At 38.4% G+C, this 14,568-nt stretch carries 13 protein-coding genes; 11 read left to right on the top strand and 2 right to left on the bottom strand.

All coding sequences use genetic code 11. The features are described from left to right. Positions 1-12 precede the first annotated feature (12 nt). From rlmKL to ACGHEH_RS09190, 4 genes are read left to right on the top strand one after another with little or no spacing between them, the layout of a single operon-like run. Positions 13-2,124: a bifunctional 23S rRNA (guanine(2069)-N(7))-methyltransferase RlmK/23S rRNA (guanine(2445)-N(2))-methyltransferase RlmL gene (rlmKL, locus tag ACGHEH_RS09175; RefSeq protein WP_390444333.1), complete on the top strand. Its 2,112-nt coding sequence runs from the start codon at positions 13-15 to the stop codon at positions 2,122-2,124. Then, positions 2,117-2,344: a glutaredoxin family protein gene (locus tag ACGHEH_RS09180; RefSeq protein WP_390444336.1), complete on the top strand. Its 228-nt coding sequence runs from the start codon at positions 2,117-2,119 to the stop codon at positions 2,342-2,344. The genes rlmKL and ACGHEH_RS09180 overlap by 8 nt, the downstream gene beginning before the upstream one ends. A gap of 1 nt (position 2,345) precedes the next feature. Continuing rightward, entirely contained in the window at positions 2,346-4,256 is a 1,911-nt protein-coding gene (locus tag ACGHEH_RS09185; RefSeq protein ID WP_390444339.1) for an ABC transporter ATP-binding protein, read from the top strand. A gap of 11 nt (positions 4,257-4,267) precedes the next feature. After that, positions 4,268-6,007 carry a DUF3466 family protein gene (locus ACGHEH_RS09190; RefSeq protein ID WP_390444342.1) on the top strand — a complete coding sequence of 580 codons (1,740 nt, stop codon included), beginning with the start codon at positions 4,268-4,270 and terminating at the stop codon, positions 6,005-6,007. Between the two features lie 62 nt (positions 6,008-6,069). Here the strand turns inward: ACGHEH_RS09190 and ACGHEH_RS09195 are convergent, their stop codons facing one another. After that, the gene (locus ACGHEH_RS09195) at positions 6,070-6,576 is read right to left on the bottom strand and encodes a DUF2062 domain-containing protein (RefSeq protein ID WP_138478583.1); all 507 of its coding nucleotides are present in this window, start codon (positions 6,574-6,576) and stop codon (positions 6,070-6,072) included. 27 nt (positions 6,577-6,603) lie between these two features. On the opposite strand from ACGHEH_RS09195, the gene ACGHEH_RS09200 reads away from it, so the two are divergent. The 7 genes from ACGHEH_RS09200 to tcdA all read left to right on the top strand — a co-directional run bounded on the left by ACGHEH_RS09200 (position 6,604) and on the right by tcdA (position 14,165). Further along, on the top strand, positions 6,604-8,835 hold the full coding sequence (locus tag ACGHEH_RS09200) for a DNA internalization-related competence protein ComEC/Rec2 (protein WP_390445173.1): 2,232 nt from the start codon (positions 6,604-6,606) through the stop codon (positions 8,833-8,835). Positions 8,836-9,049: 214 nt separating this feature from the next. Then, positions 9,050-10,798, top strand: a complete 1,749-nt coding sequence (gene msbA, locus ACGHEH_RS09205) for a lipid A export permease/ATP-binding protein MsbA (RefSeq protein ID WP_390444346.1) — start codon at positions 9,050-9,052, stop codon at positions 10,796-10,798. 2 nt (positions 10,799-10,800) lie between these two features. Then, positions 10,801-11,781, top strand: coding sequence for a tetraacyldisaccharide 4'-kinase (gene lpxK / locus ACGHEH_RS09210; protein WP_390444348.1), 981 nt, complete (start codon positions 10,801-10,803; stop codon positions 11,779-11,781). After that, complete coding sequence (locus tag ACGHEH_RS09215; RefSeq protein ID WP_130253800.1) at positions 11,771-11,968, top strand: Trm112 family protein; 198 nt, start codon at positions 11,771-11,773, stop codon at positions 11,966-11,968. The genes lpxK and ACGHEH_RS09215 overlap by 11 nt, the downstream gene beginning before the upstream one ends. After that, positions 11,956-12,714, top strand: a complete 759-nt coding sequence (kdsB, locus tag ACGHEH_RS09220; protein WP_390444351.1) for a 3-deoxy-manno-octulosonate cytidylyltransferase — start codon at positions 11,956-11,958, stop codon at positions 12,712-12,714. Before ACGHEH_RS09215 ends, kdsB begins: the two co-directional genes overlap by 13 nt. After that, the gene (locus tag ACGHEH_RS09225) at positions 12,707-13,366 is read left to right on the top strand and encodes a pseudouridine synthase (RefSeq protein ID WP_390444354.1); all 660 of its coding nucleotides are present in this window, start codon (positions 12,707-12,709) and stop codon (positions 13,364-13,366) included. Before kdsB ends, ACGHEH_RS09225 begins: the two co-directional genes overlap by 8 nt. 1 nt (position 13,367) lies before the next feature. Next, positions 13,368-14,165, top strand: a complete 798-nt coding sequence (gene tcdA / locus ACGHEH_RS09230) for a tRNA cyclic N6-threonylcarbamoyladenosine(37) synthase TcdA (RefSeq protein WP_390444357.1) — start codon at positions 13,368-13,370, stop codon at positions 14,163-14,165. Here the strand turns inward: tcdA and ACGHEH_RS09235 are convergent. Further along, positions 14,162-14,566 carry a SufE family protein gene (locus ACGHEH_RS09235; RefSeq protein ID WP_390445176.1) on the bottom strand — a complete coding sequence of 135 codons (405 nt, stop codon included), beginning with the start codon at positions 14,564-14,566 and terminating at the stop codon, positions 14,162-14,164. The genes tcdA and ACGHEH_RS09235 overlap by 4 nt on opposite strands. Positions 14,567-14,568: the final 2 nt, after the last annotated feature.

Consider the following 14,568-nt stretch of genomic DNA (forward strand, 5'->3'; position numbering starts at 1 on the left):
AGGGTTAAAACATTGCAATTTATCGCACTTACTTCGATTGGTATTGAAAATTTATTAGTAGATGAAATCAAAGAGCAAGGCTTAGAGGTTATCAAACAGTCTGTTGGTTCAGTAAAGTTTGAGGCGGATAATAGCCAAGCACAACGATTTTGTTTAGTCACACGTTTTGCAACACGTGTCATGCTGCTTTTAGAAGAAAATGCTGAAATAAAAACCAAAGAAGATTTATATAAATTTGCACGTTTTCAGCCTTGGCAAGAATTCTTTGGCCCAAAACAAACATTTGCGATTGAATTCAATGGTACTAATCAGGCTTTAAAAAATACTCAATTTTCAGGTCTTGTGATTAAAGATGCGGTCGTAGATTATTTCAACGACTTGTTTGAGCAACGTCCGAATGTAGATAAAGCCGAGCCAAATATTCGTATTGTGGCAAAATTAAATAAAAGCCATTGCATGCTTTATCTAGATTATTCAGGCCCACGTTTATCTGACAGAGGTTACAGAACTCGTCAGGGTAAAGCCCCTATTCGTGAAAACTTAGCAGCCGCATTGGTAAAACGCAGTGGTTGGTTGAATGATGTAAGCCGGCCTTTATTTGATCCATGTTGTGGTTCGGGTACTTTACTCATTGAAGCAGTTGGAATGGCAAACAAGGTGCCTGCAAACATTAATCGTAAGTTTGCATTCCAAAACTTACCTAGCTTCAGACCAGCAAAATTTGATGAAATCAAACAGGCTTTAAAAAGTGAAGTAACAGAAAATAACCTATGGATCATGGGGGCAGATTTTGACGAGCGAGTAATCAATGTTGCACAGCAAAATGCGCGCAGGGCAGGCGTTGAAAATCTCATTGATTTTAGTGTTAAAGATGCAAACAAATTGTCTCAAGTTGCCAAGCGTTCTGGTGTTGTATTAAGTAACCTACCTTATGGTGAGCGTTTAGGTGCGATGGCTGAGCTTATAAACCTATACAGAAATATGGGTCTAGGGTTTAAAAAGTACTTCCAAAATTGGCAATTGGCACTTTTAGGCACAGATGAAAGTTTATTCAAATTACTCAAATTAGCAAAATCTAAAACCTATAAGTTTAAAAATGGTCCACTTGATGTTGCACTCTATCTTTATGATGTGAACGAAAAGCAGGTAAGTCAGAGTCAAGAGAAGACAGGTCTGAACTTTGAAGGTTCATCGGCTTTTGGCAACCGTTTAAAGAAAAATAAAAACGCACTTAAATCATGGATTAAAAAAGAGGGCATTAACGCCTACCGCTTATACGATGCTGATATACCTGAATACAATGTCGCTGTTGATATTTATAACGATTCAGCGGTTATCTTTGAATATGCAGCACCTAAAGAAATTGACGATACTGTTGCTCAAAAACGTCTACAAGATGTCATCACCTTAACGTCTGAACAACTTAATATTCCTGCTGAGAATATTGCAGTTAAGGTTCGTAAAAAGCAAAAAGGCGATGCTCAATACAACAGTTTCGATAAGCAAAATAGAGTTGATGTAGTTGAAGAATTTGGTGCAAAATTTAAAGTAAACTTGTTCGATTATTTAGATACCGGTTTATTCTTAGATCACCGTCTGGCACGTCGCTACATTCAGCAAAATGCAAAAGGTCAACGTGTATTAAATTTATTCTCTTACACAGGCAGTGCCTCTGTTCATGCCGCAATTGGTGGTGCTAAGTCGGTTACAACCGTTGATATGTCGAAAACCTATCTGAAGTGGGCAGAAGAAAACTTTGCTCTAAACAATCTCAAAAATCCTCGCTTTAGATTTGAGCAAGCTGATTGCTTAAAATGGCTCGAGCACGCACAAGGCCAATATGATTTGATCTTTTTAGATCCACCAACCTTCTCAAACTCAAAACGTATGAAAGCAGAGTTCGATGTACAGCGAGATCACATTAAATTGATGGAGTGGGTGAAGAAAATTTTAAGTCCAAAAGGTATATTATTGTTTTCTAATAATAAGCGTGGATTCAAAATGGATGAAGTCGCCTTAATGGGCTTAGGTCTGAAGGCTGTGAATATCTCTGATAAGACACTTTCACCGGATTTTAAACGCAATAAACAGATCCATAATAGTTGGTTGATTACACATGGATAAGTTTACCCTTTATCATACAGAGGGCTGTCATTTATGTGAGCAAGCCCTTGAATTATTGAATGCTCAATTACAGTCTGAGCAAATAATTTTAAGAGATATTGTCGAAGAACCAGAGTTGATAGAAAAATATCAGTTCACCATCCCTGTTGTGGCAAATAAAAACAACCAAGAGCTAGGTTGGCCATTCGACGAACAAAAATTAAAAGAGTTTATAGACTAAGATGGATTTAATCAGAATTGCAAAAGCGCAGTTAGCTTTTGGCACACACCCACTATTAGATAATGCCGATGCGGTTATTGAAGCCGGGGAACGTGTCTGTATTGTTGGCCGTAACGGTGCAGGTAAATCAACTCTATTGAAGGTGCTTGATGGGCAAGTTCAATTAGATGATGGTGAAATCAACCAAGTTGGTGATTTAAAAGTATCTCGACTAGAACAAGATCCTCCAAAAGGTGCTGAAGGGTCAGTGTTTGATTACGTAGCGAATGGCATTCCTGACATCGCTAATTTACTGATTGAGTATCACCATGTCAGCGAGCAAATGCAATCAGATTATTCTGAGTCTGTACTAAATAAATTTGAGAAACTGTCTTCTCGTATTGAAGCACAAGATGGTTGGCGTTTTGAAAGCCGTATAAAGCTGGTTTTAGCACAGTTAGAGCTGACTTCTGAGATGCGATTAGAGAAGTTATCAGGTGGCTGGCTAAGAAAGGTTGCCTTGGCAAAAGCACTTGTCAGTGAACCTGATTTATTGCTACTCGATGAGCCAACGAACCACTTGGATATGAACAGTGTTATTTGGCTAGAGCAGTTTTTAAAAGACTTTAAAGGCGGTATTGTATTTATTTCGCATGATAGGGCGTTCATCCGTAGTATTGCTACACGTATTTTAGACTTAGATCGAGGTAAGTTAATTTCTTATCCAGGTAACTACGAAAAATACCTTGAACAAAAAGCGCACGACTTGAAAGTAGAAGAAGCGCAAAATGCCTTGTTTGATAAAAAATTGGCCGAAGAAGAAGCCTGGATCAGACAAGGTATTAAAGCACGTCGTACTCGTAATGAAGGTCGTGTAAGAGCGTTAAAAGCACTGCGTGTAGAGCGAAAGCAGCGTGTTGAGCAAGTAGGTAAAGCTGATTTCAATATCGAAACTGCAGATCGCTCAGGAAAACTTGTATTTGAAGCTAAAAACCTGAAACATGCTTTTAAAGATAAACCTATCGTCAATGATTTCTCTACCCTTGTTATGCGTGGAGACAGAGTAGGTCTGATTGGACCAAACGGTGTAGGTAAAACTACTTTGCTTAAATTGCTATTTGGTCAACTCGAAGCTGTATCTGGCAATGTAAAGCAAGGCGTAAACCTAGAGGTTGCTTATTTTGATCAATATCGAGAGAAGTTAGACGAAGAAGCAACGGTGCAAGACAATGTTGCTGAAGGTAAGCAAGAGGTCATGATGGGAGGTCGTAGCCGACACGTGCTAGGATACTTACAAGATTTCTTATTTCCTCCTGCGCGAGCTAGAACACCAGTTAAGGCATTGTCAGGGGGGGAGAAAAACCGTTTATTATTGGCCAAACTTTTTTTGAAACCTTCAAATGTCCTTGTTTTGGATGAGCCGACTAATGACTTGGACATTGAAACGCTTGAGTTGTTAGAAGATATTATTAACCAGTACCAAGGCACGATTTTAATAGTTAGTCACGACCGAGAGTTCATTGATAACACTTGTAATAGTGTATGGGCGTTTTCGGGTGATGGTGAAGTACTTGATATTGTTGGTGGTTACACTGACTATCAAGTGTATAAAGCTGAGCTTGATGAAAAAACAAAGCAATTAGAAAAGCAGCAAGTTGCACAAGCTGTTAAAGAAGTAAAAAAAGATAAGACAAGTAACAAAAGCAGTAAACTAAGTTACAAATTAAAACTTGAATTAGAACAACTGCCCAGTAAAGTAGAAGCCCTTGAACTTGCACTTGAAGAACAACAAGCTCTAGTCAACGACCCTGAGTTTTTTAAGCGCCCTCAACAGGAAACGCAAGCTGCATTGAACCAATTAGCTGAAACAGAGTCTGAGCTTGAAACCGCTTATGCCCGCTGGGAAGAGTTAGAAGAATTACAGAATCAGTAGTAAGGATTAAAATGAAAAAAACAATTTTAGCAGCAAGCATGTTGTCTGTACTTAGTAGTACGGCATTTGCTGCTACTTACCAATTAACTGAATTGCCAAGATATGCAAATGGCAAGAATACATTCATCTCAGATGTGAATGAGTCTGGAGACATCATAGGTGCCGCAACAGAGTTATTCAATTATGCCATTGACGTGTCTCAATTAGACATCGATGATGCGGATTTAAAGACATCCTATGATAGCTATCTTAGACGGCTTGCAGATAGAAATGAAGAAGCCACCTTTACACTAGACGATATAAAGAATGGTATTTCTGCAACAAACGCAGATGCTAACTCATTTATGCTAGGGTTTTTGGCTGCTAAAAGCAGCGATGCTGAATACCAAAAACTCAATGACCGTATTGGGTTAACAATTACCGCAAACTCTGCAGATGAATTTGTTATTTTTGATACTCAATCGTCAAATGCTGATTCACTTACTCGTTCAGTGACTAACTTCCCGACTGCAATTACTAACGACGGCGTTATTGCAGCCTGGGGCTCTGCACCTTACAGAACAGAAGTTTTTACAAAAGAGGGCGAAGACGATAAAACCTTTTATGTTAGAGATTGGTCTTCTAGGGGATTAGTTATTTCTCCAAGTGGTAAAAGGGTTACGCTTGAGCCTGAATTAGATACTTATGGTGGCTACTCGTCAGTTGCAGATATTGTGCTTCTAGATTCTGGTAACTACATTGCCGTAGGTAATAGTAGTGTATCAATCCCGGAAAATAGTCAAGAAAGTTACAATGAACAATGTGATGGCGTTGATGAGTTAGTTCAAGTCTGTTCATGGAATTTGCAAAGGAGTAGCTTTTACAACACTGAAGCCTACCAATGGGAGCTAGATAATAATTTTAATGTAATAAGTACTAAAAAGTTAGGTTTAGGCTTAGTTCGAAAAGAAGATGAAAAAGGTACTTTCAGCAGTTTTGCACTTGCTACGAATAAAAATGGTGTATCGGTAGGTTACTCAAATGTAAGAAACACTGACGATGACAGATTATATTCGTACGAGCAGGCAGGTTATTTTAAAGATGGCCAATTTATTCGAATTCATGATCATGAAGACTATATTCAAGGTGGTAAAGCCATTGACATCAATAATAATAATATAGTTATTGGCAATTACTACGAACAAGGCAGGAGTTTTGGTGGTGGCGTTATAGTAAGGAAAAAGGTTGGCTTTTACTATGACATAAACGCTGATACCTATAAAGAAATTCCTGCATTCTTTAATGGCTCAAAAGCGACATTAAGAGATATCAATGATCAAGGGCAGATCATTGGTCAAGGAGAGATCGAGAAGAACACTTCAGTACCAAAATATGAGGCGTTCTTATATGAAATAGGTTCAGATACAGTAACAAATATCAATGATTTCTTGCCTTGTAAAGCTGAAGATGGCAGTACATTTCCTTATACGATTGCAGAAGCAACTAAAATCACTGAATCCGGTCATATCTACGCAAATGCGACTAAAACGGTTGAGCGTCGAGACAGCTTAGGTCAAGTAATGAAGGACTCTGAGGGTAACATTGAGAAAGAAGCTGTTTCAGTTCCCGTCCTTTTGACGCCAATCGCTGGTGGTACAATCGAAGAGTGTACAGCTTCTGAAGCTGAACAATATGAAAGACAATCAGCAAGCTTTGGATTTATTTCTCTTTTCGCACTTCCTTTATTGTGGTTAAGAAGAAGAAAAGCTTAAAACTTGTCTGAAGACATAAAAAAAGCCCGTAAGGGCTTTTTTTATGTCTATAATTTAAGAGTTTATTGGCCCCGAGAATTCCAAGCCTTATTGACTGAATGTCGCCATAGCCAGTCAATACCAAAATAGCCAATGAGTGCTGCAATAGAGGCACAAATGAGAGAGCCAACCATGAATGCAGGGCCGATGGTTGATAGACTTTCAACTAACCATTCCCAGCTTGCTTCAAAGTGGAAAGGTTGTGTTTCTTGACCTAACGCAAATACACCTACTCTGTAAGAGCAGTAAAAAATAGGTGGCATAGTTAAAGGGTTTGTTAACCACACTAATGCAACTGATAAGGGTAAATTCACTCTAAAAGGAATAGCACAAGCTGCTGCTAATACCATCTGAAAAGGAACAGGGATGAAAGCGAAAAACAAGCCTACAGAAAAAGCGCCCCGTGCTGAGCGGCGATTGAGATGCCAAAGGTTAGCATCGTGGAGTAAACTGCCAAAAATCTTTAAAGATTTCTGCTGTTTGACCTTGTTGTGATCAGGTAAAAATTTTTGGATCGTCTTTTTTGGCATAACAAGCAACCATATACTTCAATGTTGATGTGCTGGGGATTTCTGTACGGCTGTGTTCAAGCGGTATTTTACTTTCACACTTGGCAGTTTTACAGCTCACTAATATTCCTCATCGTAATGTGTTGCTATTTTAAGCCCATTTTGAATCTATTGTTAGGGTTTATTTTTGCTATTTTTGTTGTAGTCCTACAATCTGAGCTTTTTTATAGTTATAAACTTGATAAAAGGGTGCTTAACGAAGTAAGTGGAATAAACGGAATTGTCACAAAAGTTATTTCACCACATAAAAACTCGCTCGTAGAGTTGAAATTAATCGCAATAAACAATCAAAAAATTCCATTTTATAAGACGGTTAAAGCGCAACTAGCAATACAAGCTGGCAATACTAGCTTAAACCAAGGTGACCTTGTTACAGCAAAGGCTAAATTAAAAGTTTTTAGAACACGGAAAAATAATCATAGTTTTGATTCTGAACTTTATGCTTTTAAGAAACAAATCTACTTTAAGGGAACAATTAAAGAGCTGAAAGTCCGTACTTCAGCTGAAAAAAGTATAAGGCAAAGTTATCGAAATAAAATATGGGAGGCTTTCAAAGCAAAAGAACTAAATTGGCTTTACTATGGATTGAGTACCGGCGATAAATCAACAATTCCCGAAGACAGAAAAGATCATGTAATAAAACTTGGTATCGGACATATGCTGGCAATATCTGGGTTACATGTAGGCATATTGGTTTTCATTTGTTTTTATGTTGCAAAGGGCACAGCTTGGATAATACTAAGTGCGTTCCCGATTAGTTACCAGCGTTTTAATCTTAATAAACTCTACGTTACTTTGAGTCTATTAATTTCATTTCAGTATATTTACCTTTGTAATTTTCCAGTTTCAGCTATCAGAGCCTGGCTAATGGTGGCCATATTCTCGTATATTTTCCTCGCAGGGCGATCTGTAAAAGTAGTTCAAATGATAAGTTATGCGCTGGCTGTTGTGTTATTGCTAAACCCCTTCTCATTACACGACCCCGGTTTGTATTTATCTTTTATCGGTTTTGCAACCGTAGTATGGGTTTTGAATAAAACAAAAGTTCACAGTTTATTTTCAAATTCTTTAATGAGGTTATTGTTAATTCAGTTTGCTTTGTTAATTAGCTTAGCGCCACTCAGCATCTTCTATTTCAATGGGGTGAGTATTGTTGGCTTGCTTGTGAACTTATGCGTGATTCCGTTATTAAGTATCGTTATTTTCCCGTACATTATCTTATGTTTATTAGTTAACGGTGTGTATAGCAATATAGATTTTATGTTTGTTGATTATCTATTGTCAGCTGGGTTAAATATTACAACGCATTATCTTCTTGATTACGCATGGCTGAGATGGTCAAAGTTATCACCTGAAACTGTGGTGCTATTCTACCTGATAGTGATTCTCCTACTAATCAAACACTACAGGGTATTTTCACTTGTACCAGCATTTTCATTGGTATCCAGTTATGCCGTTTCGACCCCTCTATGGCAGGTTGATGTGATGGATGTGGGTCATGGAACATCAGTCCTCATTGCGTCTGATAATCAAGCATTCTTGTATGATCTAGGAGCAAAATACTTTAACTTTTATTCACTGTTTGAACGTGTCACTTTACCTGAGATAAAGGCGCGAGGGTTAGAGCTAAGGCACACGATCATTAGCCATGATGATAAAGATCACAGTGGGGGCCTTGATGAGCTTTATACATTTGATAATTTTGCTTCATTAAGAACTTTTCATAATGGAGATCCGTTAAATCTCTGCCATATTCAGAATATAGAAATGAAAAACATAAGTATTCAAACTATTTGGCCCATTGAAAACATGGACTCTGATAACAACAATTCATGTGTAGCTAAAGTGACAGGCCCTAGTGGAAGTATTTTATTAACAGGTGACATTGAATTTGAAGCAGAAAGAAGACTTGTTGAACAATATGATCAAATATTAAGGTCAGATATCTTACTTGTGCCTCACCATGGTAGTAAAACATCTTCAAGTATAAAGTTTTTAGAAGTTGTTAAACCAGATTTAGGCATAATTTCAAGAAACTATTTTTCACCTTGGCATTTACCCCATAAAACAATTGAAGAACGTTATTCTTCTCTGAACATAAACATATTAGACACTGCACATTCCGGACAAATTACCATTAAATTCTTTGCGGATTCTTACGAAGTAGAACAGTCAAGAGAAAAAACTAACTTTTGGGTAAAGCATCGATATAGATTTTAATTTCGAGTTTAAATACGGCTGTAGCTTTGAGGTAAAATGAAACATTTTCATGAATGTTCATCATTGGTTGTAGCTTAATTCATCGGATTTAGCGCCTAAAGCAAGTGTTATAGCTAGATTTATTATCTGTAGTCTGGGTTATTTGAAGTAGAGCATTTAGTTTTATGCGTTTGAGAAGTACAATAGCAAGGTTATTAAGTAGTTGAGAGCTTCTATGCAAACCAGTGCAAAGCATAATGCAAAGCAAATTTATAAACGTCTTTTTTCATATACGTATGATTTTAAACTAGCAGCCATATTTTCATTCATTGGTATGCTGGGGTATGCGGCGATGGACGCTCAGTTTATTCGCTTAATGCAGCCATTTATCGACGATGGTTTAACATCAAGAAATACAGAAGTATTAACTTGGGCACCTGTTGTTGTAATTTTGCTTGTGTTAGCTCGCGGCGTATTTAATTTCATGGCTTCTTATTGTTTAAGTTATGTTGGCTCGAGGGTCGTACAAAAACTCAGACAACAACTGTTTGAACATATGTTGTTTTTACCTGTTTCATTTCATGATCAGCACTCAAATGGTGAGCTAATATCTAAGATCACATTTGACACTGAACAGGTTCAGCAAGCCATTACAAAAGCGTTACAAGTCATAATCAGAGAAGGCGCATTTGTCGTTTTCTTGCTTTACGTTATGTTCGAAGCGAACTGGAAATTATCGTCTATATTCTTAACTGTTATTCCAATTGTTGCAATAATTGTGGGTGTGGTGGCAAAACGTTTTAGAAAAATCTCGAAAAATATTCAAGACGCTATGGGCGGGGTAACTCGTGGCTCAGAGCAAATGTTGGCTGGTCATAAAGTGATCCACGGTTATGGTGGTCAAGATAAAGAAATCACCAATTTCGCCCAAGTAAATAACCAAAACCGCCAACAACGAGTGAAAATGGATGCAACTCGAGCAATTAGTGTCTCTGTCATTCAATTTTTGGCGGCAGGGGCGATGGCATTAATCTTAGCCATTATTGCAATGCCAAGTGTTATCGATACTATCACTTCAGGCACGTTTGTGGTTCTTTTGTCATCAATGATGATGATGTTAAAGCCATTAAAACAACTAGCGAATGTGAATGTTGAATTGCAACGTGGTATAACTGCGGCGCAGAGTATCTTTGAAATTTTAGATTTAGACATTGAAAAAGATGCGGGCACGCGAAAGCTAGGCAATGCGAAAGGCAACATTGAAGTTAACAACATCACCTTTACTTACCCTACGAAGGATGAGCCGGTTCTAAGCAACTTGTCATTAAAGATAAAAGCAGGTGAAAGTATCGCTTTAGTTGGTCGTTCTGGCTCTGGTAAATCGACACTGTCATCTCTACTTCCTCGTTTCTATGAATTCACAGAGGGTGAAATTTTATTAGATGATCACAATATTGCAGATTACCCGCTTAAAGATCTGAGAGCTCAATTTGCGATTGTTTCGCAGCAAGTAGTGTTGTTCAATGATACGCTAGCAAACAATATTTGCTATGGTGCTGATAGGGTTTTGACCGAACAAGAAATCATCGAAATAGCCAAAAAAGCCCATGTTTGGGAGTTTGTAAAAGACTTACCACATGGTCTTAACACAGTGGTAGGTGAAAATGGGGTGATGTTGTCTGGTGGTCAAAGACAACGTATTGCAATAGCACGCGCAATCGTCAAAGATGCGCCGATTTTGATTTTAGACGAAGCTACTTCAGCACTCGATACTGAATCTGAACGTTTAATACAAGCCGCCCTTGATGAACTGATGAAAGAAAAAACCTCAATTGTTATCGCACATAGACTATCAACAATAGAAAATGCTGATTGTATTTATGTCCTCGATAAAGGCAAAGTGATTGAGCAGGGCGACCATAAATCGTTACTTGAGCATAAAGGCACGTATGCAGCGCTTTGCCAAATGCAATATGGCGAATAACTATGAGCTATATAGAATCATCTTGGTATAAAAAAAAGTCACTGATGACTTGGCTTCTTTCGCCATTAAGTTGCCTATTTTTAATGCTATCAAGTGTTCGAAAACTCCTTTTCAAACTCGGTATTATAAAATCATTTAAGGCTGATATTCCAATTATAGTTGTGGGTAATATTGGCATTGGTGGAAATGGAAAAACTCCGTTTGTATTATGGTTGGTGCCGCATTTAGAAAGTATGGGGCTAAAAGTCGGTGTAATAAGCCGAGGGTATGGTGCTAAGGCGCTTGCTTATCCATATGAATTATCAAGTACCTCGACAGTAGAAGAAGCCGGTGATGAACCTTTTCTAATTTATACTCGCTTACAATGCCCTGTAGTGATAGGAGCAGATAGAGAAGCTAGTTATAAAGTACTTAAAAAAAAATACAAAGTAGATGTGATTGTTTCTGATGATGGTATGCAGCATTATAAAATGCCAAGAGCTATTGAGTTTTGTATTATCGACTCTAAAAGGCGTTTCGGAAACGGTTTTTTAATTCCTGCGGGGCCATTGCGTGAATTACCTTCACGTATTGAAAGTGTTGATTTGGCAATTGAGAATGGCGGCGATAGCCTTTTCTCTTATCAGTTAGCGGCGTCAGGTTTTTATAGCGTAAAGAATAAAAAGTTTGTTGAAAACACACCGACCGAGGGAATTGCTGTCAGTGCCATCGGCTCTCCTGAACGATTTGAAAGCAGTCTTGAAGCGCTCGGTAAAAAGCTTACTGAATGTAAGCATTACCGTGATCATCACGCATATACTGAACAAGATTTTACAGACACAGATTCAAACGCTGTATTTATGACGGAAAAAGATGCCGTAAAATGTCAGCAGTTTGCAAAAAATAATTGGTATTACTTAAAAGTAGACGCCACACTAACCAAAGAATTGATTGAAAAGATCAATCAATTATTAAAACAAAAGGGTATTACACATGGCATTTGATAGAAAATTACTAGAGATCATTGCGTGTCCGGTAACTAAAGGAAAGTTACAGTACGATGCAGAAAATAAAGAGTTGATCAGTACAGCGGCTAAGCTTGCATACCCTATAAATGATGATATTCCAGTTCTATTAGAAAATGAAGCACGTGAGCTTTCTGCTGATGAGGTAGAGCAGTGGAATTCGTAGTCGTTATTCCCGCGCGTTACGCGTCTACTCGTTTACCAGGCAAGCCTTTGGCTGATATCTGTGGTAAGCCAATGATTCAAAGAGTTTATGAGCAAGCATGCAAATCAAAGGCTGCTGCGGTTTATATCGCAACAGATCATCATGCTGTATTTGAAAGAGCAAAAAACTTTACAGACAATGTATTGATGACCAGAGAAGATCATCAGTCTGGTACTGAAAGGTTGTCAGAAGTGGTTGAAAAATTATCATTAGATAAAGACACCATTATTGTCAATGTTCAGGGCGATGAGCCGTTATTAGAAGCTGAAAATATCGACCAAGTTGCAGAGCTATTATTTAATTCTACAGCACCTATGGCGACGTTAAGTGTGGATATTGAAGACGAAGAAGAAGTCTATAATCCGAATGCTGTAAAGGTGGTTCAAGATGTGAATAACAACGCTTTATATTTTTCTCGCGCATCAATACCTTTTCAAAGAGACAGCATGCTAGCGAAAAAAGAAGCCATTCCTCTGCAGCACTTTCAGAGGCATGTTGGTATTTACGCTTATAGAGCAGGTTTTATTGCTGAGTATCTAAATCTTGCTATTTCGCCATTAGAAATTCATGAGTCACTTGAGCAGTTGCGCGTTCTATACCACGGTTATCAAATAAAAATTACCAAAGCATGTAAACCTGTTTACGCAGGTGTTGATACCCCTGAAGACTTGGTTCGAGTTAATAACATTCTGAGTGGCGATGCTTGAAGTTATTTCTGACGAAGATGATTTTATCGTTGCGGTAAAACCTGCAGGGCTTAGTTTTCATTCTGAGCAGGGGGCAGGGTTTGTTGCGCTTTTAGAAACTCAGCAAGCATCCAAATTCTATCCAGTCCATAGGTTAGACAAGGTCACCTCAGGTTTAATCATCTTGGCTAAATCGAGTCAAGCAGCGGCTATGCTAACTGAGCTATTTTCAAATCGAATGGTAGATAAGTTTTATCTCGCGATCACTGAAGGCAAACCGAAGAAGAAACAAGGCTGGATAAAAGGTGATATGTCAGCGTCAAGGCGTGGTACCTATAAGCTCGAGAAAACATCAAAGAACCCTGCTGTCACGCGTTTTTATTCAACAAGCCTCGGTCATGGGTTACGAGGGGTGATATTAAAGCCACTCTCTGGTAAAACGCACCAGCTGCGAGTGGCGATGAAAAGTATCTCAAGCCCAATATTTGGGGATACTGCTTATTCGGCCTCGTCTTCCGATAGAGTATATTTACATGCCTTTGCCTTGTCGTTTCAATGGCAAGGAGAAGATAAGTATTTTTCTTATTTGCCTGATTCAGGTAAAGAGTTTAATAAACTAGTAACAACAGATGCTTTTCGACAATGGAAAGCGCCTTTGAACTTAGATTGGTAACATGACAGAAGAGCAACAATTACGATTTGGTGGCATCGGCCGTTTATATGGTGCGCAAGCTTTGACCTGGCTAGGTGAAGCACATTTCTGTGTCATTGGTATTGGCGGTGTCGGGAGCTGGGTTGCAGAGTCTATAGCACGTACGGGTGTTGGTAAAATCACTCTGATTGATATGGATGATATTTGTGTGACCAATATCAACCGTCAGATCCATGCAATGACTGACTCTGTGGGTGAGCAAAAAATTGAAGCTATGGCCGCGCGCATTAAACAAATTAATCCAGAATGCGATGTTCAACTCATTGATGATTTTTTAACGCTAGAGAACATTCGTGAATATATTACTAGCTTTGATTATGTTATTGACTGTATCGATGCGGTAAATGAAAAAGCAGCCTTGATCGCGCATTGTAAAAGAAACAAAATTCCAGTTATCACAACGGGTGGTGCTGGTGGCCAAATAGATCCAAGTCAAATTCTATATGGTGATGTGGCGAAAACGACGCAAGATCCACTACTGGCTAAAGTTCGCTACTTATTACGTAAAAAGTATAACTTCACCACGAACCCTAAGCGTAAATTTGCAGTGGACTGTGTATATTCAACTGAGCAATTGGCTTATCCTACAGCTGATGGTGAAGTTTGTTTAGCAAAGCAGGGCACTGAGGGGGCAAAGAATATGGACTGCGCGACAGGGTTTGGCTCTGCCACTATGGTCACAGCCAGTTTTGGCTTTTTTGCTTCATCAAAAGCGATAAAAAAATATTTAGAGAAAAAGAAAAAAACAGTGGCGGCTTAAAGCCACTGTTTTACTTGTTCATGAATTGTATCAGCAATGGCTTTGATACCGTTGCCTCTTGATGGACTTAAATGCTTGATCAAATCCAGCTGTTCAAACTCATGGTAGGTATTAATATCTAAGCTTTGCTCAGGCGTTTTACCTTGGTGCATAAGCATAATTAGTCCCATTAGACCTTTGACAATGCGCGTGTCAGAATCACCAATCAAAACAAGGATTTGATCATCGCTCAATTCAACTCTCAGCCAGACTTTACTTTCACAGCCTTTGATCAAAACGTCGTCTGTTTTTAGTAGCTCAGGCATTTCTGGTAAGCTTTTACCAAGTAACATGATCTCTCTGTACATTAGTTGCCAAGATTTTAAATTAGAGAGTTTTTCTTTAAATTCGTTATACGTCATTT

The organism is Pseudoalteromonas sp. MTN2-4, assembly GCF_042848605.1.
Lineage (GTDB): Bacteria > Pseudomonadota > Gammaproteobacteria > Enterobacterales > Alteromonadaceae > Pseudoalteromonas.

Excerpts from the sequence above, each read along its gene's own strand:
- ACGHEH_RS09180 (WP_390444336.1), top strand. The coding sequence starts at position 2,117 with ATGGATAAGTTTACCCTTTATCATACAGAGGGCTGTCATTTATGTGAG.
- ACGHEH_RS09185 (WP_390444339.1), top strand. The coding sequence starts at position 2,346 with ATGGATTTAATCAGAATTGCAAAAGCGCAGTTAGCTTTTGGCACACAC.
- ACGHEH_RS09190 (WP_390444342.1), top strand. The coding sequence starts at position 4,268 with ATGAAAAAAACAATTTTAGCAGCAAGCATGTTGTCTGTACTTAGTAGT.
- ACGHEH_RS09195 (WP_138478583.1), bottom strand. The coding sequence starts at position 6,576 with ATGCCAAAAAAGACGATCCAAAAATTTTTACCTGATCACAACAAGGTC.
- ACGHEH_RS09200 (WP_390445173.1), top strand. The coding sequence starts at position 6,604 with ATGTGCTGGGGATTTCTGTACGGCTGTGTTCAAGCGGTATTTTACTTT.
- msbA (WP_390444346.1), top strand. The coding sequence starts at position 9,050 with ATGCAAACCAGTGCAAAGCATAATGCAAAGCAAATTTATAAACGTCTT.
- lpxK (WP_390444348.1), top strand. The coding sequence starts at position 10,801 with ATGAGCTATATAGAATCATCTTGGTATAAAAAAAAGTCACTGATGACT.
- ACGHEH_RS09215 (WP_130253800.1), top strand. The coding sequence starts at position 11,771 with ATGGCATTTGATAGAAAATTACTAGAGATCATTGCGTGTCCGGTAACT.
- ACGHEH_RS09225 (WP_390444354.1), top strand. The coding sequence starts at position 12,707 with ATGCTTGAAGTTATTTCTGACGAAGATGATTTTATCGTTGCGGTAAAA.
- tcdA (WP_390444357.1), top strand. The coding sequence starts at position 13,368 with ATGACAGAAGAGCAACAATTACGATTTGGTGGCATCGGCCGTTTATAT.
- ACGHEH_RS09235 (WP_390445176.1), bottom strand. The coding sequence starts at position 14,566 with ATGACGTATAACGAATTTAAAGAAAAACTCTCTAATTTAAAATCTTGG.